Raw genomic sequence first — 26126 nt, forward strand, 5'->3', positions numbered from 1 at the left:
TCAAGTGTGATGGTGCGGTCGAAGGTAGGACTCCCGGAGCCGGCCGGAATCATCGGTCGTGAGCAGGATCACGTCGCCCGGTCACACCTGGAACCGGTACCCCATCCCGGCCTCGGTGATGAGGTGACGCGGATGGGACGGGTCGTCCTCGAGTTTGCGCCTCAGCTGCGCCAGATACACCCGCAGATAGTGGGTCTCGGTGGCGTACGCCGGCCCCCACACCTCCCGCAGCAGTTCCTTCTGTCCCACCAGCTTGCCCTTGTTGCGCACGAGCATCTCGAGCATTCCCCACTCGGTGGGTGTCAGGTGCACCTCGGCCCCCGCCCGCCGCACCGTCTTCGCCGCCAGATCGACCGTGAACGAATCCGTCTCCACCACAGGTTCACTCGTGTCGACGACCGTCGTCGCCCGGCGGGCGGCCGCACGCACCCGGGCCAGGAACTCGTCCATCCCGAACGGCTTGGTGACGTAGTCGTCGGCGCCGGCGTCGAGGGCTTCGACCTTGTCGGCGGAGTCCGTCCGCGCCGACAGCACGATCACCGGTGCGGGGCACCATCCGCGGAGGCCGGCCAGCACCTCGGTGCCGTCCATGTCGGGTAGCCCGAGGTCCAGCACGATCACGTCCGGCGGCCGCTCGGCCGCGGCGCGCAGGGCGGCCGCACCGGACGCGGCCGTCACCACGTCGTACCCGCGCACGCTCAGATTGATCCGCAGGGCGCGGAGAATCTGCGGTTCGTCGTCGACGACGAGGACCCTCGTCATGAATGCTCCCCTCCCGCCCGGGCCAGTTCCACCACCATCGTCAGACCGCCGCCGGGGGTGTCGGTGGCGCTGATGGTCCCGCCCATCGCGTCGACGAATCCGCGGACGACGGAGAGTCCGAGCCCGACTCCCGTGGTCGTGTCGCGGTCCCCCAGCCGCTGGAACGGGGCGAACAACTCGTCTGCCCGCCCACGCGGAATTCCCGGCCCCGTGTCGGCGACGGTGATGACGGCGCGGTCTCCCACCGCCGCGGCACCGACCCGGATCACGGAGTCCTCACCGTAGCGGAGTGCGTTGTCGATCAGATTGGCGAGCACCCGCTCGAGCAGGCCCGAATCCGCCATCGCCGTGACCGTTCCGACGTCGACTTCCACCCTTTCCCGGGCCCTGGTCCCGGTCCGGCCGCCGATTCCCAGACCCACCAGCGCCCGGTGCACCACCTCGTCGAGGTACACCGGCCGCAGCGTCGGGGTCACCACTCCCGCCGCGAGGCGGGAGGAGTCGAGCAGGTTGCCGACGAGAGAGGTCAGCACGTCGGCCGATTCCTCGATGGTCGCGAGCAGTTCGGCGGTGTCCTCCGGGGAGAAGTCGACGTCGTCGCTGCGCAGGCTGGACGCGGCGGCCTTGACCGCGGCCAGCGGGGTCCGGAGGTCGTGGCTGACGGCGGACAGCAGCGACCGCCGCAACCGGTCGGCCTCGGCCAGCGCCTGCGCCTGACCCGCCTCCTGCGCGAGTTCGGTCTGGCGGATCATGCCCACCGCCTGGTTGGCGACGGCGAGCAGCACCCGACGGTCCCGGGCGTGCAGTTCGCTGCCGCGCAGGGCGAGCGCGTATTCCCCTTCCCCCACCTCGCAGACGGTGTCGGCGTCGTCGGCGCTCACCGGTGGGTGCGGCCCGACGGACCCCACCGGACCGCGGTCGCGGTGCAGCACGCTGACCGAATCCTGGCTGTAGGTCTCGCGCACCTTCTCGAGCAGCGTGTCGAGGTCGGCGCCGCGCAGCACCGACCCGGCGAACAGTGCCAGCAACTCGGCTTCCTGCGACGCCCGGCGGGCTTCCCGTGACCGCTTGGCGGCCGCGTCGACCAGGACCGCGACGGCGACGGCCACCACGAGCAGCACGACCGTGGTGATGAAGTTGTCCGGTTCGGCGATGGTGAAGCTCCGCACCGGCGGCGTGAAGAAGTAGTTGAGGAACAGACCCGAGATCAGCGCGGAGAACGCGGCGGGGGCGACACCGCCGAGCAGCGAGACGAGCAGCACCACGATGAAGAACAGGGCCCCCTCGCCGACCAATCCGAGCCGACGGTCGACGGCACTCATCACCAGCGTGGCCACGGTCGGTACGAGGACCGCGGCGATCCAGGCGATCGCCGTGCGCGAACGGGATCCCACCGGCGACAACCGCCTCGGGCGGTGGGATTCGCCGTGCGTCACCATGTGCACGTCGATCGACCCGGACTGTTGCACCACGCTTGCGCCGATGCCCTCGTCGAAGATCCGCGCCCACCGTGAGCGTCTCGACGTGCCCAGCACCAGTTGTGTGGCGTTCGCGGTCCGGGCGAAGTCGAGCAACGTGGTCGGGACGTCGTCGCCGACGACGCTGTGCAGACTCGCGCCGATATTCGCGGCGAGGGTCCGTACCTTGCCCATCTCCGGGGCCGAGACACCCGCGAGGCCGTCGCCGCGCACCACGTGCACGACGATCAGTTCGGCGCTGGATCTCGACGCGATCCGGCCGGCGCGCCGAACCAGCGTCTCCGATTCCGGTCCGCCCGTCACCGCGACCACCACCCGTTCCCGGGCCTCCCACGTGTCGGTGATCTTGTTCTCCGCACGATATTTCGCGAGTGCGGCATCCACCTGGTCGGCCACCCACAGCAGCGCGAGTTCGCGGAGTGCGGTGAGATTCCCTTTCCGGAAGTAGTTGCTCAGCGCCGCGTCGACTTTGTCCGCGGCATAGATGTTGCCGTGGGACAGCCTGCGGCGCAGAGCCTCCGGCGTGATGTCGACCAATTCGACCTGGGTGGCGGCGCGCACAACCTCGTCGGGAACCGTTTCCTGCTGCACCACGCCGGTGATCCGTTGGACCACGTCGTTGAGGCTTTCGAGGTGCTGGACGTTGAGCGTCGAGAGGACGTCGATCCCCGCGGCGAGGAGTATCTCCACGTCCTGCCAGCGTTTCTCGTGGACGCTGCCCGGCGTGTTCGTGTGCGCGAGCTCGTCGACGAGGACCAGCGCCGGTCTGCGGGCAAGTACCGCCTCGACGTCGAGTTCCCGGCCGAGCGTGCCCCGGTAGGCGATCAGCTTGGGCGGAATCAGTTCGAGGTCGCCGAGCTGCGCCGCCGTGCGGTCGCGGCCGTGGGTCTCCACCACGGCCGCGACCACGTCGCACCCCCGCTCCCGGCGGCGGTGCGCCTCACCGAGCATCGCGAACGTCTTGCCGACGCCCGGTGCGGCTCCGAGATAGATGCGCAGTTCACCGCGGCGGCGTTCGACGTCCCGGCGCTCGCCGTCGGTTCCGGTACCACTCACCTCGCCATCATCCACCAGCGGTCGCGGCCGTGCACTCAGGAGCGGTCCGGCCGAGGGCCAGGTTCAATTCGAGGACGTTCACCCGTTCCTCACCGAGGAAGCCGAGTTGCCTTCCCTCGGTGTTCTCGTCGACGAGTTGCCGAACCCGGGTCTCGCTGAGGCCGTTCTCCGCCGCCACCCTCGGCACCTGCAACGCCGCATATGCGGGGCTGATGTGCGGGTCGATGCCCGAGCCGGAACCGGTGACCGCGTCCGCCGGTACCTCGGCGGGGTCCACCCCTTCCCGGGTGGCGATCACCGTGTGCCGGTCGGCGATGAACGTCGCCAGGATCTCGCTGCTCGGCCCCTGATTGGTGGGCAGGGCGGTGGCGGGGTCTCCCGGCGCGAACGGATCCTGATCGGCCACCGACCCGGTGACCCGGTTGTGGAAGAACGGATCCGGCTCCCCCGCCGGCACCTGCGGGTCGACACCGACCCACCGGCTCCCGACGACGCAGCCGGTGCTGTCGCGCACCGGAGACCCCTCGGCCGCTCCGGCGCCGATCCTGCTCACCCCCCACACTGCGGCGGGATAGAGCACACCGAGGACTGCGGTGAGTGCGAGCAGGACGAGTAGTCCGGCCCAGGTCTGCCGGAGCAGGCCGATGAGAAATCGCATGCGGGATCACCCAATTCCGGGAATGAGACGAACGACGAGGTCGATGAGCCAGATACCGGCGAAGGGTGTGATCACACCGCCGAGGCCGTAGATCAGCAGGTTGCGGCCCAGCAGCGTCGACGCGGACGACGGACGGTAGCGAACGCCTTTCAGCGACAACGGGATCAGCGCGACGATCACCACGGCGTTGAAGATCACCGCCGACAGGATGGCCGATTCCGGGGTGGCCAGCCGCATGATATTCAGCGTGTCCAGCTGCGGATAGATGCCGCTGAACAGGGCGGGGAGAATCGCGAAGTATTTGGCCAGGTCGTTGGCGAGCGAGAACGTGGTGAGCGCACCGCGCGTGATGAGCAGTTGCTTGCCGATCTCGACCACCTCGATGAGCTTGGTGGGATCCGAATCGAGATCCACCATGTTCCCGGCTTCTTTCGCCGCCGACGTGCCGGTGTTCATCGCCACCCCGACGTCCGCCTGGGCCAGCGCCGGAGCGTCGTTGGTGCCGTCCCCGGTCATCGCGACGAGCCGGCCGCCCTCCTGTTCTTTGCGGATCAGCGCGAGCTTGTCCTCGGGTGTCGCCTCGGCCATGAAGTCGTCGACTCCGGCCTCGGCCGCGATGGCCTTTGCCGTCAACGGGTTGTCGCCGGTGATCATCACCGTGCGAATCCCCATGGCCCGCAGTTCCGCGAACCTCTCGGCGATGCCCGGTTTCACCACGTCCGACAGCGCGATCACGCCGAGGACGGTCGCCGTGTCTCCGCGGACGGTGGCGACCACCAACGGCGTTCCCCCGGCCTGCGCGATCTGGTTCACGCTGTCGGTGACCGCGGGCGCCGCGTGCCCGCCGAGCGCCTGCACCCAGGTCAGCACGGCGTCGCTCGCGCCCTTGCGGATCCGGGCGCCGTCGATGTCGAGTCCGCTCATCCGGGTCTGCGCCGTGAACGGCACGAACTCCGCTGCTCTCTCCACCTCGGACGGTGCCGGGTCCAGCCCGAAGTCGCGGGCGCACAGGTCCACGATGCTGCGACCCTCGGGGGTGCCGTCCGCGAGGCTGGACAACCGTGCGGCCGTGGCCAACTCGATCGCGGAAACCCCCGGTGCGGGATGCAAGGCCGTGGCCTGCCGGTTACCGAACGTGATGGTGCCGGTCTTGTCCATCAGCAGTGTGTCGATGTCGCCGGCGGCTTCCACCGCCCGCCCCGACATCGCCAGGACGTTCCGCTGCACCAGCCGGTCCATCCCGGCGATGCCGATGGCCGACAGCAGGGCCCCGATCGTGGTGGGGATCAGGCACACCAGCAGCGCGATCAGCTTGATCGGATCCTGCTCCTGGCCCGCGTACAGGCCCATCGGACCGATCGCGACGACGGCCAGCAGGAAGATGATCGTCAGCGACGCCAGCAGGATGTTCAGCGCGATCTCGTTCGGCGTCTTCTGCCGTGCCGCCCCCTCCACGAGGGCGATCATCCGGTCCACGAACGACTGTCCGGGGGCCGCGGTGATGCGGACGACGATCCGGTCGGAGAGCACGGTCGTGCCACCGGTGACGGCACACCGGTCGCCGCCGGATTCGCGGACGACGGGCGCCGATTCGCCGGTGATGGCCGACTCGTCCACGGTCGCAATGCCGTCGACGACGTCGCCGTCGCCGGGTATCACCTCCCCCGCCTCGACGACGACCCGGTCACCGACGGTGAGTTCGGTACCCGCCACCGACTCCACCCGGCCGCTCACCGTGATCCGGTGGGCGACCGTGTCCTGCTTCACCTTCCGCAGGCTCGCCGCCTGCGCCTTGCCCCGCCCCTCCGCGACCGACTCGGCCAGATTCGCGAACAACACGGTGAACCACAACCAGGCGACGACAGCCCACGAGAACACCGACGGGTCGGCGACGGCCATGACGGTGGTGACGACGGAACCGACGAACACCACGAACATCACCGGGTTGCGGGCGAGGTGCCGGGGGTCGAGTTTGCGCAGGGCGCCCGGTAGCGCCGTCACCAGCTGAGCGGGGCTGAAGATTCCCGCCTTCACGGGCGCCGGGTCGTGGCCGCCCCCGGGCGTCGTGGTAGCCGCCTCGTTCTCGGGACGACTGGTCACGTTCACACTCACTGCAGAGCCTCCGCGATCGGTCCCAGCGCGAGGGCCGGGAAGAATGTCAACGCCGCGACGAGCACGACGGTGCCGGTGAGGAGCCCGGTGAACATCGGGCCCGCCGTCGGCAGGGTTCCGGCGCCCGCGGCGGTCTTCTTCTGCGACGCCAGGGATCCGGCGAGCGCGAGGACGAAGATGATCGGCAGGAACCGGCCGAACAGCATGCACAGGCCGAGAGCGGTCTGGAACCAGTCGCTCGTCACCGTCAGCCCGCCGAACGCACTGCCGTTGTTGTTCGAGGCCGACGCGAATGCGTACAGCACTTCCGAGAACCCGTGGATGGATCCGGGACTTCCGGGGTCGCCGCTGTTGCCCTGGTAGCCGGTGGTCGAGGACAGGATCACGGTGATCCCGGTGCCGATCAGGACCAGCGCCGGCATCACCAGCACGGACAGGGCGGCGAGCGTGATCTCCCGCTGCCGCAGCTTCTTGCCCAGGTATTCGGGTGTGCGGCCGACGAGGAGTCCGCCGACGAAGACGGCGATCAGGGCGAGGACGAGAATTCCGTAGAGCCCGGTGCCGACACCGCCGGGCGCGATCTCACCGAGCAGCATGTTGAGCAGAACGGCTCCGCCGCCGAGTGGCGACAGGCTGTCGTGCGCCGAATTCACTGCGCCCGTGGACGTTCCGGTGGTGCTCACGGCGAACAGTGCCGTCCCGGGAATTCCGAAACGAACCTCCTTGCCTTCCATCATCGCGCCCGCGGCGGTGGCGGCGACGCCGCGCCTACCCGACTCCGCGGCGAGCGTGACCGCGAGGAGCGACCCCCACAGGATGCCCATCACGGCGAGCAGGGTCAGCCCCTGCTTGCGATCGCCGACCAGGGTGCCGAACGTGCGGGTGAGGGAGACCGGGATCAGCAGGATCGCGAGGATCTCGACGATGTTGCTGACCGGCGTCGGGTTCTCGAACGGATGCGCCGAGTTGGCGGCGAGGATCCCGCCGCCGTTGGTGCCGAGTTCCTTGATCGCTTCCTGTGAGGCGACGGGTGCGAGCGCGTTGGTGACGGAGTTACCGTCCAGACCGGTGGACGCGAAGCCCGGGTGGAAGGACTGGATCACGCCCTGGCTCAGCAGGATCAGTGCGATCACGAAGGAGAGCGGCAGCAGAATGCGCAGGCTGCCGCGGGTGAGGTCCACCCAGAAGTTGCCGATCTCACCGCCGCGCGACACCCGGACGAACCCGCGGATCAGCGCCACTGCGACGGCCATGCCCACCGCTGCGGACACGAAGTTCTGCACGGCGAGCCCGACCGGCTGGGTCAGGTTGCTCATCGTGGTTTCGGGCGCATACGACTGCCAGTTGGTGTTCGTCACGAACGACACGGCGGTGTTGAACGCCACCGCGGGACCGACCCCGGAGAGGTCCCCGGACAGCGGCAGCACTCCCTGGATGCGCTGCAGGGCGTAGAGGAACAGCACACTCGCCACCGAGAATCCCAGCACGCTGCCCGCGTAGCCGTACCAGGTCTGCTCAGTGTGGGGGTTGATGCGGCACAGGCGGTACAGCACGGATTCGACTCGCAGGTGACGGCGTGATTCGTACACGCGCGCCAGGTAGTCGCCCACCGGCACGTACGCGACCGCGAGTACCGCGAGGACGAAGGCGACCTGCAGTCCGGCCGCCAGGGCAGGCGTCATCAGAACCTCTCCGGGTCGATGAGCGCGATCAGGAGGTACACGACGAGCGCGGCGGCGATCGCGACGAGCGCGACCGCGAGGATTCCGGCGCCCGTCATTTCACGCGTCCAGTCTGCAGGGCGCGGAGAACGAGCGCGCAACAGGCGAATCCGCCGAGGACGAGCGCGACGTAGGCCACATCGGCCATGTGAGGATCCCTCTTCGTACTGATCCTGCGGTTCAGCGCAGGCATGACACCCCACGGCTGCGGGGTGTCATGCCAGCATCACGCCGGATCTCGGCGAAAGAGGCGGCGCTGACGATGCGCTTACGGGACTCCTCCGGCTCTTGACGCTTTCCTTACGCCGTCCGGGTCAGCCGCGACACGGACGCGGGCACGGGTGTGCCGCTCGCCACCCACGGTGCCGGGACGGGCGCACCGGCGACCGATCGAACCGGGACCACGCCGGCCCAGGCGCTGCTGGTTTCGGAGGGTTCGCCCGGTGGTGCGTCCCGCACCTTGACGGTCCACTGCCCCGGCGTGATCGGGAGGGCGAGGGCCAGTGTCGCGGCGAGTTCCTTGCGCCGGTGCCCCCGGACCTCCGCGCTGCGGCCGGGGATCAGCACGTCCGACAGCGCATTCAGTGCGTCGGCGGATTCGTCTTCGCCGAGGGTGACGAGGTTGCCCCGCACCACCGCCGAACGGTAGTTGGCGGACGAGTCGAACAGGGTGTCCGCGACGACGATTCCGTCGAGCATCGCGACGCACAGCGCCGCCGGTGCGCCTGCCGCCACCTGCCGCAGCGCGCCGGCCCCGGTGGAACCGTGCAGCAGGATCCTGTCGCCGTCGCGGGCGTACAGCATCGGCACGGCCCACGGCAGCCCGTCGACGACGGTGGCGAGGGTGCCCATGGGCGCGGCGTCGAGGACGGCGTCGAGTTGCGCTCGTTCGGTGCGGGCACGGTCCGGGTATCTCATGATCTTGTCCACGAGACCATCCTCACCCCCATGTGGATCACCATCCAGATCCACAATCACCATTATCGACAGACCAGTATTGTCGGGGTCATGCCCCGGATCAGCCCCGAAGTGCACCTGACGTTGCGACTCCCCGACACCGACTCGCCGCTTCGGCACCGCATCGCGGAGTCGATCCTCGACGAGATCCGCGTGGGTCGCCTGCGGCCCGGCGACCCACTGCCCTCCACGCGGGCGCTGGCCGAACACCTGACGGTCGCGCGGGCGTCGGTGGTCGACGCCTACGACGAACTCTGCTCGTCCGGATACGCGAACGCCCGCGCCGGCTCCGGCACGCGGATCGCACCGGGCGCCGACGTGGCGGCCCGCGCCCACGTCGCCTCGCACACGATCACCCGAACCTCGGAGCGGGCGTCCTCCGCCGCCCCCGAGAAGCCGGCGGCGCTCTGGGATCTCACTCCGGGTCACCCCGATCCCGCCCTGATCTCCACCGTCGACTGGCGCCGGGCGTGGCGGTCGGCCGCCGCCGCGGCCGTGACGTCGGACCTCCCGGGCCCCGGCGCACACCCGGAGCTGCGGCGGTCCCTCGCCGAGCATCTACGCCGCACCCGGGGGATCGCGGCGCACCCCGACGAACTGGTGATCGTCCCCGGAGTGGGCGCCGCGCTCCGCACCCTCGTCGCCGCAGCAGGACTCGGCGGAAGAGACGTGGTGTTCGAGGAGCCCGGCTACAGCCGGGCCCGCACCGTCCTCGACCGCGCGGGGGTGCGGACGCGCTGTGTGTCCGTGGACGGCGACGGCCTCGACCCCGCGCTGCTGCGTGCGTCCGACGCCGCGGCCTACTGCACGCCTGCCCATCAGTATCCGATGGGTGCCCGGATGCCGGTGGGCCGCAGGGCCCGGCTCGTGGCCGACGCCGCGGCGTCCGGAACGGTGATCATCGAGGACGACTACGACGGCGAGTTCCGCTACGACGTGTCGGCGCTGCCCGCCCTGCGCAGCATCGACCGCGGGTCCGAATGCGTGGCGTACGTGGGCACCGCGTCGAAGATCCTCACGCCCTCGATCCGGGTGGCGTGGGTGATCGCCCCTCCGGCGCTGCGGCCGGTACTCGTCCGGGCCCTCGACGCGAGCGGTGAGGCGTGCTGCTCGATCACTGCCCTCGCGCTGGCGCATTTCATCGACTCGGGAGCGCTGTCCCGGCACCTCGCCCGCGCCTCCCGCACCTACTCCGCCCGGCGGGCGGCCTTCGTCACGGCGCTGCAGCGGCAACTGTCCGCGGTCCACACGGGCGGTGTCGGGCTCGCCGGCATCGAGGCCGGTCTCCACGTCGTCCTGACGCTGCCCGGCTCCGTCGACGACGTCGCTCTGTCGGCTGAGCTGCGGGAACACGGTATGACGGTCCCGAGCCTCGCCGACTACCGCACCATCCCGGACGGACCGCGGGGACTGGTGTGCGGGTATGCCCGGCTGCCCGAATCGCGGGCCCGCGGGGCAGCCGAGGCGATCGGCCGGGTAGTCCGGCGACATCTCGGCTGATACTGTTCGTTCGAACGAACAGTCACGGGGAGGGGCGACATGAGCGCGGAACACCTGGACGATCGACGGCAGCGCGACGACGACGGGGATCGGGCCCCGGGACTCGTCGAGCAGGTGACGGCGCTGACCTCCGGCGCCACGACGTCGGTCGCGGCCACCCGCGCCGCCCTCGACCGCATCGACGCGAGCCAGCCGACGCTCAACGCGTTCAAGGTGATCCGTCGGACCAAGGCACTGGCCGAAGCCGCCGAGGCCGACCGCCGGATCGCCGCCGGTGAGCGCCTGCCGCTGCTCGGGGTCCCGATCGCCGTGAAAGACGACGTCGACGTGGCCGGCGAGCCGACCGCGTTCGGGTGCCCGGGCGACTTCCCGCCCGCAGCGCGCGACTCCGAGCTGGTGCGACGGCTGCGCGCCGCCGGCGCCGTGGTCGTGGGCAAGACCAACAGTCCCGAGCTGGGACAGTGGCCGTTCACCGGCGGATCGGCCTTCGGGTACACCCGCAATCCCTGGAACGGTGACCACACCCCCGGAGGGTCGTCCGGCGGCGCCGCGTCGGCCGTGTCCGCCGGTGTGGTGTCCGCGGCGATCGGTTCGGACGGCGCCGGGTCCATCCGCATCCCCGCCGCCTGGACCAACCTCGTCGGGATCAAACCGCAACGCGGCCGAATCTCCACCTGGCCTGCTGCCGAGGCGTTCTACGGCCTCACCGTCAACGGTCCGCTGGCCCGGACGGTCGCCGACGCGGCCCTGCTTCTCGACGTCGCATCGGGACCGCACGAGGGCGACCTACACACGCCCGCACCGGTCACCGTCAGCGACGCGGTCGGCCGCGACCCCGGACCGCTGCGCATCGCGCTGTCGCCGCGGATTCCGTTCACCGCAACCCCCACGTCTCTGCATCCCGAGGTCCGCCAGGGCGTCGCACGGATCGCCGAGGCGCTGCGCCGGCTCGGGCATCGCGTCGTGGTGGACGACCCCGACTACGGGATCATGTTCGGGCTCGGCTTCCTCCCGCGGTCGATGGTCGGCATCGACGACTGGGTGCGGAAGGTCCCGGACCCGTCACTCGTCGACCCCCGCACGAAGGGCAACGCCCGGACCGGACGACTGTTGCGCGGGGCGCCATTACGCGCCGCCCGCGCCGCCGAGCCGAGGATGCAGCGACGGGTCGGGGCGATCTTCGACAAGTACGACCTCGTCCTCGCCCCGACCACCGCGACTCCCCCACCGAGGGTCGAGGGGATCGACGGCATCAGCTCGTGGGCCACGGACAAGGTGATCACCGCGGTCTGCCCGTACGCGTGGCCGTGGAACGTGCTGGGCTGGCCCAGCGTGAACGTCCCGGCCGGGTTCACGTCCGGCCACCTGCCGACCGGAGCCCAGCTGATGGGACACGACGGTGCCGAGCCGCTGCTGGTGTCGGTTGCGGCCCAGCTCGAGTCGGTGCTGCGGTGGGACCTGGAACGTCCCGAGAGGTGGTGGTGACCGATGGCTTCGACGGACGTCCGTGACCGCATCCTCGCGGCGGCGCTGCACATCGTCGGCACGGATGGCATTCCGGGCGTGACCAATCGGCGGATCGCCGCGCAGGCCGGGGTGTCGCTCGGCTCCATCACGTACCACTTCCCCACGCAGACCGACCTGTTGCGCGCCGCGCTGTCCGGGTTCGTGACGGAGGAGACGCAGCGCCTGTCCGATCTGGCGGAAGGATACCGGGACAAGGGGCTGAGCCTCGAGGACGCCGCGGCACTCACCGGGAAGGTCGCGAAGGACCTGGCGTTCTCCGCCGAGCGGATCGCCCCGTTCGAGCTGTACATCCAGGCGGGACGTGACCACGAGCTGCGTCAGGCTGCCGCCGAATGTTTCGCCGCGTACGACGATTTGACGGTGACGATCCTCACCGCCCTCGGCGTCCCGGACGCGGCGTCCGTCGCGCCGACCATCGTCGCCACCATCGCCGGCCTGCAGCTCAGGAGACTCGCGACCGGAATCGACGGCGATCAGGACTTCGCGACGTCGGTGCTCCTCCTTCTGAGGGCCGCTGGCGCTGTGAGTGGTTGACGAGTCCCAGTGCTCGTCAACCGCGCACGGGCGGCGCAGCCGCCTAGAACCCCAGGCGGCCTAGCTGTTTCGGGTCGCGCTGCCAGTCCTTGGCCACCTTGACGTGCAGTTCGAGGAAGATTTTGGTGCCGAGCAGCTTCTCGATCTGCAGCCGGGCCTTGGTCCCGACCTCGCGGAGGCGGGCGCCGCCCTTGCCGATCACGATGCCCTTCTGGGACGGGCGTTCGACGTAGAGCAGGGCGTGGACGTCGAGCAGTTCGCCCTGCTTCTCGGTGCGTCCCTCGCGGGGGATGATCTCCTCGATGACCACGGCCAAAGAGTGCGGGAGTTCGTCGCCGAGCCCCTCGAGTGCGGCCTCGCGGATGAGTTCCGCCATCAGCGTCTCTTCGGGTTCGTCGGTGAGCTCGCCGTCCGGGTAGAACGCCGGGCCCTCCTCCATCTTCGACGCGAGGACGTCGACCAGCACCTCCACCTGCTCACCGGAGGCGGCGGACACGGGCACGACATCCGTCTCGGGACCGAGGAGCTTGGACACGGCCAGCAACTGCTGCCCGACCATGTCCTTGCTGACCTTGTCGATCTTCGTGACGATGCCGACGAGCGTCGTCTTCGGCGCGATCTGACGGACCTGCTGCACGATCCACCGGTCGCCGGGGCCGATCTTCTCGTCCGCCGGGATGCACAGGCAGATCACGTCGACCTCGGAGTAGGTGTCGCGCACGAGGTCGTTGAGGCGCTGGCCGAGGAGCGTCCGGGGGCGGTGCAGACCCGGCGTGTCGACGAGGATCAGCTGCGCGTGGTCGCGGTGCACGATGCCGCGGATGGTGTGGCGGGTGGTCTGCGGACGCGAAGACGTGATCGCGATCTTGCTGCCCACCAGCGCGTTGGTCAGCGTGGACTTGCCCGTGTTGGGCCGTCCGACGAAACAGACGAATCCGGAACGGAATTCGGTTTTACTCATGTTGCTCCTCGATCACGGATCCATCGGTTCGCGCGAAGACGACGGCCGCCTGCGCACTGACTTCGTGTAGGGCGGCGATGCCCGGGTCTTCCGCGCTGCCGCCGATCACGACTGCGGCCTCGAAACCCTCGGCGCCACTCGACACCGCCGCCGCGACGGCCGCCTGCAGCGCGGTCAGCGACAACGCCGCCAGCGCGACCGCGCCCGCCGCGTAGGTGCGGCCGTCGAGATCGCGGACGGCGGCGCCCTGACCACTTCCGGTGCGGCCGAACGCTCCTCGCGCGAGCACGACCAGTTTGGCGTCTTCGTCGCCCAGTTCAGTCATCGTCGTCCTCCCGGTCGCCGTCGCCACTGTCGTCGTCCTCGTCGATGGGGGCGCGTTGCACGAAGACCGTGCTGATGCGCACCCGTCCGCGCACGTCGGGTGAGCCCTCGCCGCGCAGGACGAGACCGTGCGACACGACCTCCGACCCCGGGAGCGGCACCCTGCCGAGTTCGTAACCGATGAGCCCACCGACTGTTTCGACCTCGTCGTTCTCCACCTCGATGCCGAACAGTTCACCGAGATCCTCGATCGGCAGACGCGCGGAGACCCGGTACATGCCGTCGCCGAGATCCTCGACCGGCGGTGTCTCGTCCTGGTCGTATTCGTCGGCGATCTCACCGACGATCTCTTCGATGACGTCCTCGATGGTGACGAGCCCGGCGACCCCGCCGTATTCGTCCACCAGGATGGCCATGTGGTTGCGGTCGCGCTGCATCTCGGCGAGCAGGCTGTCGAGGGGCTTGGAATCGGGCACGAACACGGCGGGCCGCATCACGTCGGCGACGCGGACGCTGCGTCCGCCGTCGCGCGAGTGGTACGTCTCCTGCACGAGATCCTTGAGGTACACCACCCCGAGCACGTCGTCGACGTTCTCCCCGATCACGGGGATCCGCGAATGTCCGCTGCGGACAGCCAGCGACGTCGCCTGTCCGGCGCTCTTGTCGTTCTCGATCCACACCATCTCGGTGCGCGGCACCATCACCTCGCGGGCGGACGTGTCGCCGAGTTCGAACACCGACTGGATCATCCGGCGTTCCTCGTCGGCCACCACGCCGCGTTCCTGCGCCATGTCGACGAGTTCGCGCAGTTCGATCTCGGAGGCGAAGGGGCCGTTGCGAAATCCCTTACCCGGGGTGATCGCGTTACCGATCAGGATCAGGAGGCGGCTGATCGGGCCGAGCAGAGTTCCGATGACCTGCAGGGGAAACGACGTGATCAACGCGATCGAGTAGGCGTGCTGGCGGCCCAGTGTCCGGGGGCCGACCCCGATCACCACGTAGTCGACGAGCACCATGATGATCGCCGTGAACGTGAGCGCCCACACCGGCTCGAGGAGATCGGACAGGCCACCGACGAGCACCACCGTCGCCGTGATCTCGCACAGGATGCGCAGCAACACCATGAGATTCACGTAGCGGGGGCGATCCGACAGGATACGGAGCACGCGGGTGGCGCCGGGGCGATCCTCCTTCGCCATCTCCTCGATGCGCGCGGACGAGATCGTGTTGAGTGCGGAATCGACGGCGGCGAAGACACCACCGAGCGGGACGAGGACGATCGCGAGGACGATCAGCGCGATGGCGCTACTCACAGAAGACCCTTCACGTGGCGGTTACTGGTCGGGTGAGTCGAAGAAGCCGGCCTTGCCGAGCAGCTTCTGATCCCGGGCAGCGAGTGCGGCGTCACGTTCGGCCCTGCGCAGATCCTCGTACCAGTCCTCGAGCAACTGGTTCTGCAGCCCGAACATCTCCTTCTCCTCCTCCGGTTCGGCGTGGTCGTAGCCGAGGAGGTGGAGCACACCGTGCACGGTGAGCAGAGCGAGTTCGTGGGCGAGCGGGTGATCGGCCTTCTCGGCCTGGTCCGCGGCGAAGGACGGGCACAGCACGATGTCACCGAGCATCGACGGTCCGGGTTCGGGCGAGTCCGGGCGACCGCCGGGCTCCAGCTCGTCCATCGGGAACGACATCACGTCGGTGGGACCGGGCAGGTCCATCCACCGCATGTGGAGGTCGGCCATGGTGGCCGAGTCCACGAGGACCATCGACAACTCGGCCGCGGGGTGCACGTCCATCCTCGCGATCACGAAGCGGGCAACGCTGATCAGCTCCTCTTCGGAGACGTCCATGCCCGATTCGTTCGAGACTTCGATGCTCATGTGTGTCGCTTCCTCCTGGTTCCGGCGACACTCACCCTACCGTCGTGGAGAACGCGAGTGCGCCGCTCTCCGCTGTGCGCGGTTCCCGAGCTCGACCTTGCCGTCCCGGTCCGCCTCGAAACGCTCGTACGCGTCGACGATGTCGGACACCAGCCGGTGCCGGACCACGTCGCTGCTGTTGAGTTCGGCGAAGTAGATGTCGTCGATGTCACCGAGGATCTCGGTGGCCGCGCGGAGCCCGGACCGGGCACCGCCCGGCAGGTCCACCTGCGTGACGTCGCCGGTGACCACGACCTTGGAGCCGAAGCCCAGCCGGGTGAGGAACATCTTCATCTGCTCGGCGGTGGTGTTCTGCGCCTCGTCGAGGATGATGAACGCGTCGTTGAGCGTGCGGCCACGCATGTACGCCAGCGGCGCCACCTCGATGACACCCGACTGCATCAGCTTCGGGATGGCCTCGGGGTCCATCATGTCGTGGAGCGCGTCGTGCAGCGGGCGCAGGTACGGATCGATCTTCTCGTGCAGCGTGCCGGGCAGGAACCCGAGCCGCTCGCCCGCCTCGACCGCGGGGCGGGTGAGGATGATCCGCGACACCTGCTTGGTCTGCAGGGCCTGCACCGCCTTCGCCATGGCGAGGTAGGTCTTGCCGGTACCGGCGGGCCCGATGCCGAACACGATGGTGTTGGCGTCGATCGCGTCGACGTAGCGCTTCTGGTTCAGCGTCTTCGGCCGGATCGTCTTGCCGCGCCGCGACAGGATGTCGAGGGTCAGGACCTCGGCGGGTGATTCGCTCAGCCCCTGCGTGAGCATGCCGACCGTGCGACGCACCGCGTCGGGGGTCAGGGGTTGCCCGCGACCGACGATAGAGCCCAGTTCGGCGATGACCCGTTCGGCGAGCGCAACGTCGCCGGGCCGTCCCGTCAGCGTGACGGCGTTGCCGCGTACATGGATGTCTGCGTCCAGGACCCGTTCGAGAGCGCGCAGATTCTCGTCGGAAGAACCGAGGAGAGGCGGGACCGTTTCGGGTGGGAGATCGATACTCGAACGCACGGTGCGTTCCGCCGGACGCGTGGCGCCGAACGTCTCGCCGTTCTGGTCTTGTTCGCTCACGTGAGGAATATGGCCTTCTTCCCGGTTCCTGGTTGGTCACGACGGTCGTCGTGCTGAGGGAAGTCTATCGCTCGCAGGTCACAGCGCCCACCCGATTACGCGACGCCGTCACGACTTCGGGACATTCGGATGCCCGCCCGGTCACTGCCGCGCCTCGCCCGCCGACGCGGACCCCGTCGGCGGGCGTCAGCCCGAGCACTCACCGGCGTCGGACAGCAGGGCGTCCCGCGAGATCTTCCAGCAGTCGGTCTCGGGATTGAGGAACGCGTAGTGGTCTTCGCCCTCGACGACATGCAGCGCGACCGGGTCCCCGGCTGCCTGCGCGGCCTCGCTGTACCGCACACTCACCTTCGCCGGAACCTGCGCGTCCTCCGTGCCGTGCACGCACACCACCGGCACCCCGGTGGGGATGCGGTGCCGTGGGGACGCGGCGCGGTACCGATCGGGATCTTCGTCGAAGGGGACGCCGAGGAGATCCTCGATGTAACCGATCCGCCGGCCCCGCTCCCCCGCGGACGCGAGGTCGAGGGCGCCCGCCTGGGACACGATCCGCTCCGGCCGGACCGTCGTCTGCCTCTCCCCGGCGAGCCACACTGCGAGCTGTCCACCGGCGGAGTGGCCGACGACCCGGACCTTCGACAGGTCGAACGGGACGGACGACTGCTCGGCGACCGGACCGGCGATCGCGTCGAGCGCGGCGAGAACGTCGGCGGACATCTCGTCCCACCGGCCGCCCGCACCGAGCCTGCGGTATTCGATGTTCCAGACGGCGACGCCGTGGCGGGCGAGGTCGACCGCGAAGCTCGTGCCCAGGTTCAGGTGGTACTTCCCGCTCCAGAAACCGCCGTGGACGACCATCACCACTGGGACCGCGGCGGCCACGGGCTCCTCGGGCGGGTAGAAGTGCCCGAACTGCTGCGGTTCGGTTCCGTAGGCGATGCGAATGCGGTCCACGGACAGTCAGGCTAGCGGGGCCGCGCCCCAGCGGTCCGTGAGGACACCGATGGCGCCCAGCGCGACGGCCGCGGCGGTCGAGGTCCGCAGAACGTGCGGACCGAGCAGCACCGGGACGGCGCCGGCGTCCGTCAGTGCGGCGATCTCCTCCTCTGAGATACCGCCCTCCGGACCGACGACGAGCACGATCTCGGCCGCCGAACGCAGCGGCAGCTCGGCGAGGCCCTGGGTGGCCGCCTCGTGCAGCACGGCGACGACGCCGCCCCGGCCGACCACCTCACGGACGACGGCAAGCATTCCCGCGGTGCGGTGCAGTTCCGACACCTCGGGGACGATCGCCCGCCGGGACTGCTTGGCGGCGGCGAGAGCCGCGCTACGCCAGCGAGCGACACCCTTCGCGACCTTGGGGCCCTCCCACCGCGCCACGCAACGCGACGACTGCCACGGCACGATCGCGTCGACCCCGGCCTCGGTGGCCAGCTCGACCGCCAACTCGGACCGCTCCGCCTTCGGAAGCGCTTGCACCACAGTCACACTCGGCGACGGCGCCGACACCTGACGACGCTCGTGAACGGTGAGTTCGAGCCGGTCCTTCCCGGCCCCCGTCACCTCGGTGTCGGCGAGACCACCCCGGCCGTCAGCCAGCACGATCCGCTCCCCGACACCGATCCGGCGCACCGTCGCGGCATGCCTGCCCTCCGGGCCGTCCAGAACCGCGGTACTCCCCACCTCGGGCAGCGGGTCGAGGAAGAAGACCGTCGCCGCCACGGTCAGCGACCGCTGAACGCTTCACGCAGGCGTGAGAACAATCCGCCGCTGTGCTGCGACTGGGTGGAGACCACCTCGGCGACGTCGCGGTCGCGCAGGTCCTTGAGTTCGCGGAGAAGCTTCGTCTCCTTGTGGTCGAGGCGCGACGGAACCACGACCTCGAGGTGGGCGTGCACGTCGCCGCGGATGCCGGAACGCAGCTTCGGCATGCCGTGCCCGCGCAGGACCGTCACCGATCCCGGCTGGGTTCCCGGCTCGATGGTGATCTCCTTGGGTCCGTCGATAATCGTGTCGATCGTCACGGTCGTGCCGAGCGCGGCGTCGATCATCGGAACCCGGATCGTGCAGTGCAGGTCTTCGCCGTCACGCACGAACACCTCGTGTGCCTGCTCGACCACCTCGACGTACAGGTCGCCTGCCGGTCCGCCGCCGGGGCCGACCTCGCCCTGCGCGGCGAGCCGGATCCGCATTCCGCCCGCCACGCCCGCGGGCACCTTCACCGTGATGTCGCGGCGGGCGCGCACCCGGCCGTCGCCGCCACACTTGTGGCAGGGGTCGGGGATCGTCTCGCCGGCGCCGCGGCAGGTGGGGCACGGCCGCGACGTCATGACCTGGCCGAGGAACGAACGCTGCACCGACTGGACCTCGCCCGCACCGCCACAGGTCTCACAGCGCACCGGCTTGGAATCGCCGTTGGTGCCCGCACCGGTGCAGCTGTCGCACAGGATCGCCGTCTCGACGGTGACCTGCTTGCTCACGCCGGTCGCGCATTCCGCCAACGTCAGCCTGGTGCGCAGGAGGGAATCGGCGCCCGGCTGGACGCGGCCGCGCGGCCCGCGGCCTGCACCGCCCCCGCCGCCGAAGAACGCTTCGAACACGTCGCCGAGGCCGCCACCGAAACCACCGCCGAAGCCGGCACCGCCTCCGCCGCCACCCGAGGAGAGGGGGTCGCCGCCGAGGTCGACGATGCGACGCTTCTCCGGATCCGACAGCACCTCGTAGGCCGTCGAGATGTCCCGGAACCGGGCCTGCGCCGCCTCGTCGGGGTTCACGTCGGGATGCAGTTCCCTCGCAAGCTTGCGGTACGCGCGCTTGAGCTCCTGATCGGTCGCCTTCTGATCGACGCCGAGCGTTGCGTAGTAATCCCGTGCCACGTTGAGTCTCTCGTCCTTCTCTACTTCGTTATCTCGCTACCGGTACCTGTGCTCGCCCCGCGGCGGGCTGTCGCCGGGGCCGGCCGTCACCGCTCGGCGAGCACCTGGCCGATGTATCTCGCAACGGCTGCCACCGACGCGATTGTTCCCGGATAGTCCATTCGGGTGGGTCCGAGCACGCCCATTCCGCCGAGCACGGTGCCTGCCGCACCGTAGCCGGTCGAGATGACGGAGGTGCCGCGCATCTGCTCCACCTGGGTTTCCTCACCGATCCGCACCGTCACGGTGCCCGCGTCCTGCGTGGCGGCCAGCAGTTTGAGCACCACCACCTGCTCCTCCAGCGCCTCGAGGACCGCGCGCAGCGAACCGGGGAACCCGCTGATTCCCGAGAAGTCGGCAGCGTTGCGGGTCAGGTTCGCGGTGCCGCCGAGGACCAGCCGCTCCTCGGGATGCTCGACGAGCGTTTCCACCAGCACGGTGGCTGAACGGATCACGGCGTCGCGCAGATCCTCCGGGGCCTCGTCGGCGAGTTCGGAGACGGCGATGGACGCCGCCGCCAGCCGTTTCCCGTCGAGGGCGCCCCCGAGCAGTCCGCGCAGACGCGCCAGGTCCTGGTCGTCGAGCACGTCGCCGAGTTCGACGATGCGCTGATCCACTCGACCCGAATCGGTGATGAGCACCAGCAGCAGTCGGGCGGGCGTCAGCGCGACCACCTCGAGGTGCCGGACCGACGACGCCGAGAGTGTGGGATATTGCACAACCGCGACCTGGCGTGTGAGTTGCGCGAGGAGGCGCACACCGCGCCGGAGAACGTCGTCCAGGTCGACCCCGGACTCGAGGAAATCGAGGATCGCGCGCCGCTCCGCGGTCGACAGCGGCTTCACGTCGGCGATGCGGTCGACGAACTGCCGGTAGCCCTTGTCCGTGGGAACACGGCCGGAACTCGTGTGCGGCTGGGCGATGTAGCCCTCGCTCTCGAGGAACGCCATGTCGTTGCGGACCGTCGCACTGGATACACCCAGGTTGTGCCGCTCGACCAGCGCCTTCGATCCCACCGGCTCCTGGGTCGAGACGTAGTCGGCGACGATGGCGCGGAGAACCTCGAACCGTCTGTCGTCCGTACTCGACATCGCCGTCCACCTCCAGTTCTCGATCATCGCGAGCAGCGGCGTCACCGAACCTTCGTTCGGATCGGCCGCCACATCCCCTGAGCTACGTGCAGCTGCACGTGCATCTCGGCTCGGTCCAGTCTAATCGCCGCGCCGCCGATACCGGTTCAGGCCTTACTGTGGTGACCGGAGACGAGCAGAGGCAACGACCACGGGCGGATGACGAGGCGATGATTTTCAAAGGTGTCATGGACGGCAAGCCGTACCCGGACCACGGGTTGTCGCTGCGCGACTGGTCCAAGATCCCACCCCGCCAGGTGCGGCTCGACGAGATCGTCACCACGACGAAGGTTCTCGAGCTCGATCGGCTGCTGTCGGAGGACTCGACGTTCTACGGCGACCTGTTCCCGCACGCGGTCCAGTGGCACGGGGTGCTCTACCTCGAGGACGGGCTGCACCGGGCCGTGCGCTCGGCACTGCGAAACCGCGTCGTGCTGCACGCCCGCGTCTTCGACTACGACGAGATGCCCGGCATCGTCACGGCCTGAGCGGTCGAGGGCTGAGCGGTCGAGGGCTGAGCGTCAGCGCAGCACCGTCCGGACCACGGCGTCGGCGAGGAGCCGCCCGCGGTCGGTCAGCACCAGGTGCTCGCCCTCGCGCACCAGCAGTCCGTCGGCCACCACGGTTTCGGCGGCGCGCTGCTCCGCGGCATCCAGCTCCGCCACCGGGAGTCCCGTCCGCAGCCGCGCGGTGAGCATCACCCGCTCGACGTGGACGTCCTCCGTGGTCAGCTGTTCGCTCCCACCGACGGGCAGACTTCCCGCCGTCAGCTGGTCCGCGTAGCGCGCCGGGTGCTTGACGTTCCACCAGCGCACACCGCCGACGTGGCTGTGCGCGCCCGGCCCGGCGCCCCACCAGTCCCCGCCGTCCCAGTACCCCAGGTTGTGCCGGCAGCGTGATTCCCCCGTCGCGGCGTCTGCCGATGCCCAGTTCGACACCTCGTACCATGTCAGGCCTGCGTCGGCGAGCCGCGCGTCGATGCGCTCGTACCGCGACGCCAGGACGTCGTCGTCGGGCGCGGGCAGTTCCCCGCGGCGCACCTTCCTCGCCAGCGCGGTGCCGTCCTCGACGATCAGCGCGTAGGCGGATACGTGGTCCACCCCGGCGGACAGCACGGCGTCCAGCGAGAGGTCGAGGTCCTCGTCGCGCTCCCCCGGCGTTCCGTAGATGAGGTCGAGATTGACGTGCTCGAATCCGGCGGCCCGGGCCTCCTGCGCCGCCGCCACCGCACGTCCCGGTGTGTGGGTTCGGTCGAGCACCTTCAGCACGTGTTGCGCCGCCGACTGCATGCCCAGTGAGATCCGCGTGAATCCGCCGGAGAGCAACCGCTCGAAGAACTCCGGCGACGTGGACTCCGGGTTCGACTCGGTGGTCACTTCGGCGCCCTTCGCGAGGCCGAAGCTCGAGCGGACCGCACCGAGAACGTCCGCCAGTCCGTCGCCGCCGAGGAGTGACGGTGTGCCACCGCCGACGAACACCGTGTCGACGGCCGGGGCGCCCGTCATCTGCGCGGCGAGGTCGAGTTCGCGGCGCAACCCCTCCATCCACGACTGCGGCGACGCCGACGTCCCCAGCTCGCCTGCCGTGTATGTGTTGAAATCGCAGTATCCGCAGCGTGTGGCGCAGAAAGGCACGTGCACGTAGATCCCGAACGGGCGGCTCCCCACCCCCGCCAGCGCACTCCCGGGCAGCGCGAATGCCGCCGCCTCGTCGCGTCCGAGCGTGGGGGTATTTGTTCCGTTCACCCTTCCAGTGTCCATGGTCGGCTCACCTCCGGTGTCCACCCGACCGTCGCGGGCCCCTCCTCGTGATATTTCCCGCAAAAATGGTGGAAATCGGTGCCCGGCTCTGCGTGAGCGATCTGACGTGGCACAATGGTCGGCATGACCGGACCCGGAGTGCGACTTGTGGCGCGTCGTCACGTCGATCTCAAGCGTGTCTGCAGCTGTTGTTGTCTGCCCTCTATCGCGCAGTAATTCAGCCTGTCAGCCCGTTCATCATTCTTCTCGACTTCCGGCCGGATTCGAATGCCCCGAGCGAGGACCAGCCCTCCTCCTCGGCCTCAGCCGGTGCATCTTGAGATTCAGGAGTGCTCCATGACGTCGACCACCGACGCCTCCCCCGCTGCCGTCGACGCAGCACCCGCGCGTACGCGCACGGCGAAGCCGGCCCGGCGACGCGCCGAAGGCCAGTGGGCCCTCGGCTATCGCGAGCCCCTCAACGCCAACGAGCAGGCCAAGAAGGACGACAACCCGCTCAACGTCCGGGCCCGCATCGAGAACATCTACTCGAAGCAGGGCTTCGACAGCATCGACAAGGGCGACCTGCGTGGCCGCATGCGCTGGTGGGGTCTCTACACCCAGCGCGAGCAGGGTTACGACGGCACCTTCACCGGTGACGAGAACATCGACCTGCTCGACGCCAGGTACTTCATGATGCGGGTCCGCTGCGACGCGGGCGCCCTCAACGTCGAGCAGCTGCGGACCATCGCCGGGATCTCCACCGAGTTCGCGCGCGACACCGCCGACCTGTCCGACCGCGAAAACGTCCAGTACCACTGGATCGAGGTCGAGAACGTCCCGGAGATCTGGAAGCGCCTCGAAGGCGTCGGGCTCAAGACCACCGAGGCATGTGGTGACTGCCCCCGCGTCGTCCTGGGTTCACCGCTGGCAGGCGAGTCGCTGACCGAGGTCCTCGACCCCACTCCCGCGATCGACGAGATCGTCCGCCGCTACATCGGCAAGCCCGAGTACTCGAATCTGCCGCGCAAGTTCAAGACCGCGATCTCCGGTCAGCAGGACGTGGTGCACGAGATCAACGACGTCGCGTTCGTCGGGGTCAACCACCCCGAGCACGGTCCCGGCCTCGACCTGTGGGTCGGTGGCGGACTGTCCACCAACCCGATGCTGGCGCAGCGGGTCGGCGTCTGGGTGCCGCTCGACGAGGTTCCCGACGTGTGGGAGGCCGTCGTGTCGATCTTCCGCGACTACGGCTACCGCCGGCTGCGGAACAAGGCCCGCCTGAAGTTCCTGGTCAAGGACTGGGGCATCGAGCGGTTCCGCGAGGTCCTCGAAACCGAGTACCTGAAGCGCAAGCTCATCGACGGTCCCGCGCCGGAGAAGCCCACCCGGCCGATCGACCACGTCGGTGTGCAGAAGACCCGCAACGGTCTCAATGCCGTGGGCGTCGCACCGATCGCGGGTCGCGTGTCGGGCACGATCCTGGCCAAGGTCGCGGACGCCGCGGAGCGGGCGGGCAGCGACAAGATCCGCTTCACGCCGTACCAGAAGCTGATCATTCTCGACGTCGCCGACGACAAGCTCGAGCAGCTGATCGCCGACCTGGACGAGGTGGGCCTGCCCGCGCGTCCGTCGCACTGGCGCAAGAACCTGATGGCGTGCTCGGGCATCGAGTTCTGCAAGCTGTCGTTCGCGGAGACGCGGAAGCGCTCGCAGGTGCTCGTCCCCGAACTCGAGCAGCGGCTCGCCGACATCAACGCGCAGCTCGACGTGCCGATCACGATCAACATCAACGGCTGCCCGAACTCCTGCGCCCGCTCACAGGTCGCCGACATCGGGTTCAAGGGGATGCTCGTCGACGACGGCGAGGGCAACCAGGTGGAGGGCTTCCAGGTCCACCTCGGCGGCAGCCTCGGATTCGATTCGGCCTTCGGCCGGAAGCTTCGCCAGCACAAGGTCACCAGCACCGAACTCGGTGACTACATCGATCGCGTCGTCCGCCAGTTCGTGAAGCACCGCAACGAGGGTGAACGCTTCGCGGAATGGGTCGTGCGCGCAGACGAAGGAGACTTGCGTTGAATCTCGCCACAGCCACACAGGACGACCTTCGGCTCCTTGCCGCGCAGGGGGCGGCAAGTCTGGAGGGTGCCTCCGCGCACGAACTGCTGCGATGGACCGAAGAGACGTTCGGGGCCGGGGCGAGCGAAGTGACGGGGTATCGGAACAGCTACATCGTCGCGTCGAACATGCAGGACGGCGTTCTGGTCCACCTCGCCGCCCAGGTCCATCCCGGTGTGGACGTGCTGTTCCTCGACACCGGTTACCACTTCGCGGAGACCATCGGCACCCGCGACGCCGTCGAGCAGGTGTACGGCGTCAACGTGATCAACGCGCGGGCCGAGGCGAGTGTCGCCGAACAGGATGCGGCGGAGGGCAAGGATCTGTTCGCCCGCGAACCCAACCGGTGCTGCGCACTGCGGAAGGTCGCCCCGTTGAAGAAGACCCTCTCCGGCTACAAGGCGTGGGTGACCGGCATCCGGCGCGTCGAGGCGCCCACCCGCGCGAACGCCCCCCTGATCTCGTTCGACGACGCGTTCGGTCTGGTGAAGATCAACCCGATCGCCGCGTGGTCCGACGAAGACATGCAGTCCTACATCGACGAGCACTCGGTTCTGGTGAATCCGCTCGTCGACGAGGGCTATCCGTCCATCGGGTGCGCTCCGTGCACCAGCAAGCCAGCCCCCGGCAGCGATCCGCGCAGCGGCCGCTGGGCCGGTCAGGCCAAGACAGAATGCGGGTTGCACGCCTCATGACCATCGACATCTCCACTTCCCTCGCCGAATCCGCCGTCCGGCCGCAGTTGGACGGGTCGCAGTTCGACACGCTCGACGCGCTCGAGTCGGAAGCCATCCACATCTTCCGTGAGGTCGCGGGCGAGTTCGAACGCCCGGTGATCCTGTTCTCGGGCGGCAAGGACTCCACGGTGCTGCTGCACCTGGCGATCAAGGCGTTCTGGCCTGCGCCGCTGCCGTTCGCGCTGCTGCACGTCGACACCGGACACAACCTGCAGGAGGTCCTCGACTTCCGCGATCACGTCGTGTCCAAGTACAACCTGCGCCTGCACGTGGCGAAGGTCGAGGACTACCTGGCCGACGGCCGGCTCACCGAACGCCCTGACGGGATTCGCAACCCCCTCCAGACCGTTCCCCTGCTCGACGCCATCGCCGAGAACCGTTTCGACGCGGTCTTCGGTGGCGCCCGGCGCGACGAGGAGCGTGCCCGGGCCAAGGAGCGCATCTTCTCGCTGCGCAACAGTTTCGGCCAGTGGGACCCGAAGAAGCAGCGCCCCGAACTGTGGAACCTGTACAACGGCAAGCACTCCCCCGGTGAGCAGGTCCGCGTCTTCCCGCTCAGCAACTTCACCGAACTCGACATCTGGCGGTACATCGCCCGTGACAACGTCGAACTGGCCAGCATCTACTACGCGCACCAGCGCGAGGTGTACCAGCGCGACGGCATGTGGATGACGCCCGGTGTGTGGGGCGGACCGTCCGAGGGTGAGGACCTGCAGACGCTGTCGGTGCGGTACCGCACCGTCGGCGACGGGTCCACCACGGGCGCAGTTCTTTCCGAGGCCGGCGACAACGAGGCGATCCTCGCCGAGGTCGCAGCGTCCCGGCTGACCGAGCGCGGCGCGACCCGTGGTGACGACCGAGTTTCCGAAGCGGCTATGGAAGACCGCAAGCGAGAGGGCTATTTCTGATC

25 protein-coding genes are annotated in these 26126 nt (G+C 69.1%); 8 read left to right on the forward strand and 17 right to left on the reverse strand.

All coding sequences use genetic code 11. The features are described from left to right. Nucleotides 1-81: 81 nt before the first annotated feature. The 7 genes from FND50_RS24130 to FND50_RS24160 all read right to left on the reverse strand — a co-directional run bounded on the left by FND50_RS24130 (nt 82) and on the right by FND50_RS24160 (nt 8717). Complete coding sequence (locus FND50_RS24130; protein WP_007299508.1) at nt 82-762, reverse strand: response regulator; 681 nt, start codon at nt 760-762, stop codon at nt 82-84. Next, a complete protein-coding gene (locus tag FND50_RS24135) occupies nt 759-3296 on the reverse strand; it encodes a sensor histidine kinase KdpD (RefSeq protein WP_144287348.1) in 2538 nt (845 codons plus the stop codon). Before FND50_RS24135 ends, FND50_RS24130 begins: the two co-directional genes overlap by 4 nt. Nucleotides 3297-3303: 7 nt before the next feature. Beyond that, nucleotides 3304-3954: a potassium-transporting ATPase subunit C gene (locus FND50_RS24140; protein WP_144287349.1), complete on the reverse strand. Its 651-nt coding sequence runs from the start codon at nt 3952-3954 to the stop codon at nt 3304-3306. A 6-nt stretch (nt 3955-3960) separates the two neighbouring features. Then, nucleotides 3961-6066, reverse strand: a complete 2106-nt coding sequence (gene kdpB / locus FND50_RS24145; protein ID WP_144287350.1) for a potassium-transporting ATPase subunit KdpB — start codon at nt 6064-6066, stop codon at nt 3961-3963. Further along, on the reverse strand, nt 6063-7748 hold the full coding sequence (kdpA, locus tag FND50_RS24150) for a potassium-transporting ATPase subunit KdpA (RefSeq protein WP_144287351.1): 1686 nt from the start codon (nt 7746-7748) through the stop codon (nt 6063-6065). Before kdpA ends, kdpB begins: the two co-directional genes overlap by 4 nt. After that, nucleotides 7748-7846 (reverse strand): potassium-transporting ATPase subunit F, encoded by a 99-nt coding sequence (locus FND50_RS24155; RefSeq protein ID WP_005561976.1) that lies wholly within the window; start codon nt 7844-7846, stop codon nt 7748-7750. The genes kdpA and FND50_RS24155 overlap by 1 nt, the downstream gene beginning before the upstream one ends. Nucleotides 7847-8087: 241 nt before the next feature. Further along, nucleotides 8088-8717: a pyridoxamine 5'-phosphate oxidase family protein gene (locus FND50_RS24160; RefSeq protein WP_144287352.1), complete on the reverse strand. Its 630-nt coding sequence runs from the start codon at nt 8715-8717 to the stop codon at nt 8088-8090. Between the two features lie 18 nt (nt 8718-8735). Between FND50_RS24160 and FND50_RS24165 the strand changes: the two genes are divergently transcribed. Genes FND50_RS24165 through FND50_RS24175 form a run of 3 tightly spaced genes read left to right on the forward strand, consistent with a single transcriptional unit; the run spans nt 8736 to nt 12305 of the window. Further along, nucleotides 8736-10244, forward strand: a complete 1509-nt coding sequence (locus FND50_RS24165) for a PLP-dependent aminotransferase family protein (RefSeq protein WP_144287353.1) — start codon at nt 8736-8738, stop codon at nt 10242-10244. Nucleotides 10245-10283: 39 nt separating this feature from the next. Beyond that, the gene (locus FND50_RS24170; RefSeq protein WP_144287354.1) at nt 10284-11729 is read left to right on the forward strand and encodes an amidase; all 1446 of its coding nucleotides are present in this window, start codon (nt 10284-10286) and stop codon (nt 11727-11729) included. A 3-nt stretch (nt 11730-11732) separates the two neighbouring features. After that, nucleotides 11733-12305: a TetR/AcrR family transcriptional regulator gene (locus FND50_RS24175; RefSeq protein WP_144287355.1), complete on the forward strand. Its 573-nt coding sequence runs from the start codon at nt 11733-11735 to the stop codon at nt 12303-12305. 43 nt (nt 12306-12348) lie between these two features. On the opposite strand, the gene era is transcribed toward FND50_RS24175, so the two are convergent. The 9 genes from era to hrcA form a co-directional block, all read right to left on the reverse strand. Further along, nucleotides 12349-13266 (reverse strand): GTPase Era, encoded by a 918-nt coding sequence (era, locus tag FND50_RS24180; protein ID WP_005247923.1) that lies wholly within the window; start codon nt 13264-13266, stop codon nt 12349-12351. Then, nucleotides 13259-13591 (reverse strand): cytidine deaminase, encoded by a 333-nt coding sequence (locus tag FND50_RS24185; RefSeq protein WP_144287356.1) that lies wholly within the window; start codon nt 13589-13591, stop codon nt 13259-13261. The genes era and FND50_RS24185 overlap by 8 nt, the downstream gene beginning before the upstream one ends. Further along, nucleotides 13584-14903 carry a hemolysin family protein gene (locus FND50_RS24190; protein WP_144287357.1) on the reverse strand — a complete coding sequence of 440 codons (1320 nt, stop codon included), beginning with the start codon at nt 14901-14903 and terminating at the stop codon, nt 13584-13586. Before FND50_RS24190 ends, FND50_RS24185 begins: the two co-directional genes overlap by 8 nt. Nucleotides 14904-14924: 21 nt before the next feature. Next, nucleotides 14925-15467, reverse strand: coding sequence for an rRNA maturation RNase YbeY (gene ybeY / locus FND50_RS24195; protein ID WP_005247928.1), 543 nt, complete (start codon nt 15465-15467; stop codon nt 14925-14927). A gap of 36 nt (nt 15468-15503) precedes the next feature. Continuing rightward, nucleotides 15504-16577 (reverse strand): PhoH family protein, encoded by a 1074-nt coding sequence (locus tag FND50_RS24200; RefSeq protein WP_005247930.1) that lies wholly within the window; start codon nt 16575-16577, stop codon nt 15504-15506. A gap of 186 nt (nt 16578-16763) precedes the next feature. Further along, a complete protein-coding gene (locus FND50_RS24205) occupies nt 16764-17531 on the reverse strand; it encodes a S9 family peptidase (protein ID WP_144287358.1) in 768 nt (255 codons plus the stop codon). 6 nt (nt 17532-17537) lie between these two features. Next, on the reverse strand, nt 17538-18299 hold the full coding sequence (locus FND50_RS24210; protein ID WP_005261239.1) for a 16S rRNA (uracil(1498)-N(3))-methyltransferase: 762 nt from the start codon (nt 18297-18299) through the stop codon (nt 17538-17540). A gap of 2 nt (nt 18300-18301) precedes the next feature. Next, nucleotides 18302-19453: a molecular chaperone DnaJ gene (dnaJ, locus tag FND50_RS24215; RefSeq protein WP_005247937.1), complete on the reverse strand. Its 1152-nt coding sequence runs from the start codon at nt 19451-19453 to the stop codon at nt 18302-18304. A gap of 86 nt (nt 19454-19539) precedes the next feature. After that, complete coding sequence (gene hrcA / locus FND50_RS24220; protein ID WP_005247940.1) at nt 19540-20583, reverse strand: heat-inducible transcriptional repressor HrcA; 1044 nt, start codon at nt 20581-20583, stop codon at nt 19540-19542. A 209-nt stretch (nt 20584-20792) separates the two neighbouring features. Between hrcA and FND50_RS24225 the strand changes: the two genes are divergently transcribed. Continuing rightward, the gene (locus FND50_RS24225; protein ID WP_005261240.1) at nt 20793-21110 is read left to right on the forward strand and encodes a type II toxin-antitoxin system VapB family antitoxin; all 318 of its coding nucleotides are present in this window, start codon (nt 20793-20795) and stop codon (nt 21108-21110) included. A 33-nt stretch (nt 21111-21143) separates the two neighbouring features. On the opposite strand, the gene hemW is transcribed toward FND50_RS24225, so the two are convergent. After that, the gene (gene hemW / locus FND50_RS24230) at nt 21144-22382 is read right to left on the reverse strand and encodes a radical SAM family heme chaperone HemW (protein ID WP_397492435.1); all 1239 of its coding nucleotides are present in this window, start codon (nt 22380-22382) and stop codon (nt 21144-21146) included. Between the two features lie 123 nt (nt 22383-22505). On the opposite strand from hemW, the gene FND50_RS37860 reads away from it, so the two are divergent. The 4 genes from FND50_RS37860 to cysD all read left to right on the forward strand — a co-directional run bounded on the left by FND50_RS37860 (nt 22506) and on the right by cysD (nt 26124). Beyond that, nucleotides 22506-22598, forward strand: coding sequence for an Ms4527A family Cys-rich leader peptide (locus FND50_RS37860; RefSeq protein ID WP_397492437.1), 93 nt, complete (start codon nt 22506-22508; stop codon nt 22596-22598). 120 nt (nt 22599-22718) lie between these two features. Then, nucleotides 22719-24440 (forward strand): nitrite/sulfite reductase, encoded by a 1722-nt coding sequence (locus FND50_RS24240; protein WP_144287360.1) that lies wholly within the window; start codon nt 22719-22721, stop codon nt 24438-24440. Then, entirely contained in the window at nt 24404-25174 is a 771-nt protein-coding gene (locus FND50_RS24245) for a phosphoadenylyl-sulfate reductase (RefSeq protein WP_144287361.1), read from the forward strand. Before FND50_RS24240 ends, FND50_RS24245 begins: the two co-directional genes overlap by 37 nt. Further along, nucleotides 25171-26124, forward strand: a complete 954-nt coding sequence (gene cysD / locus FND50_RS24250) for a sulfate adenylyltransferase subunit CysD (RefSeq protein ID WP_005261244.1) — start codon at nt 25171-25173, stop codon at nt 26122-26124. Before FND50_RS24245 ends, cysD begins: the two co-directional genes overlap by 4 nt. Nucleotides 26125-26126: the final 2 nt, after the last annotated feature.

It is taken from the genome of Rhodococcus sp. WB9 (assembly GCF_007558985.1).
In the GTDB taxonomy this organism is placed as follows: domain Bacteria; phylum Actinomycetota; class Actinomycetes; order Mycobacteriales; family Mycobacteriaceae; genus Rhodococcus_F; species Rhodococcus_F opacus.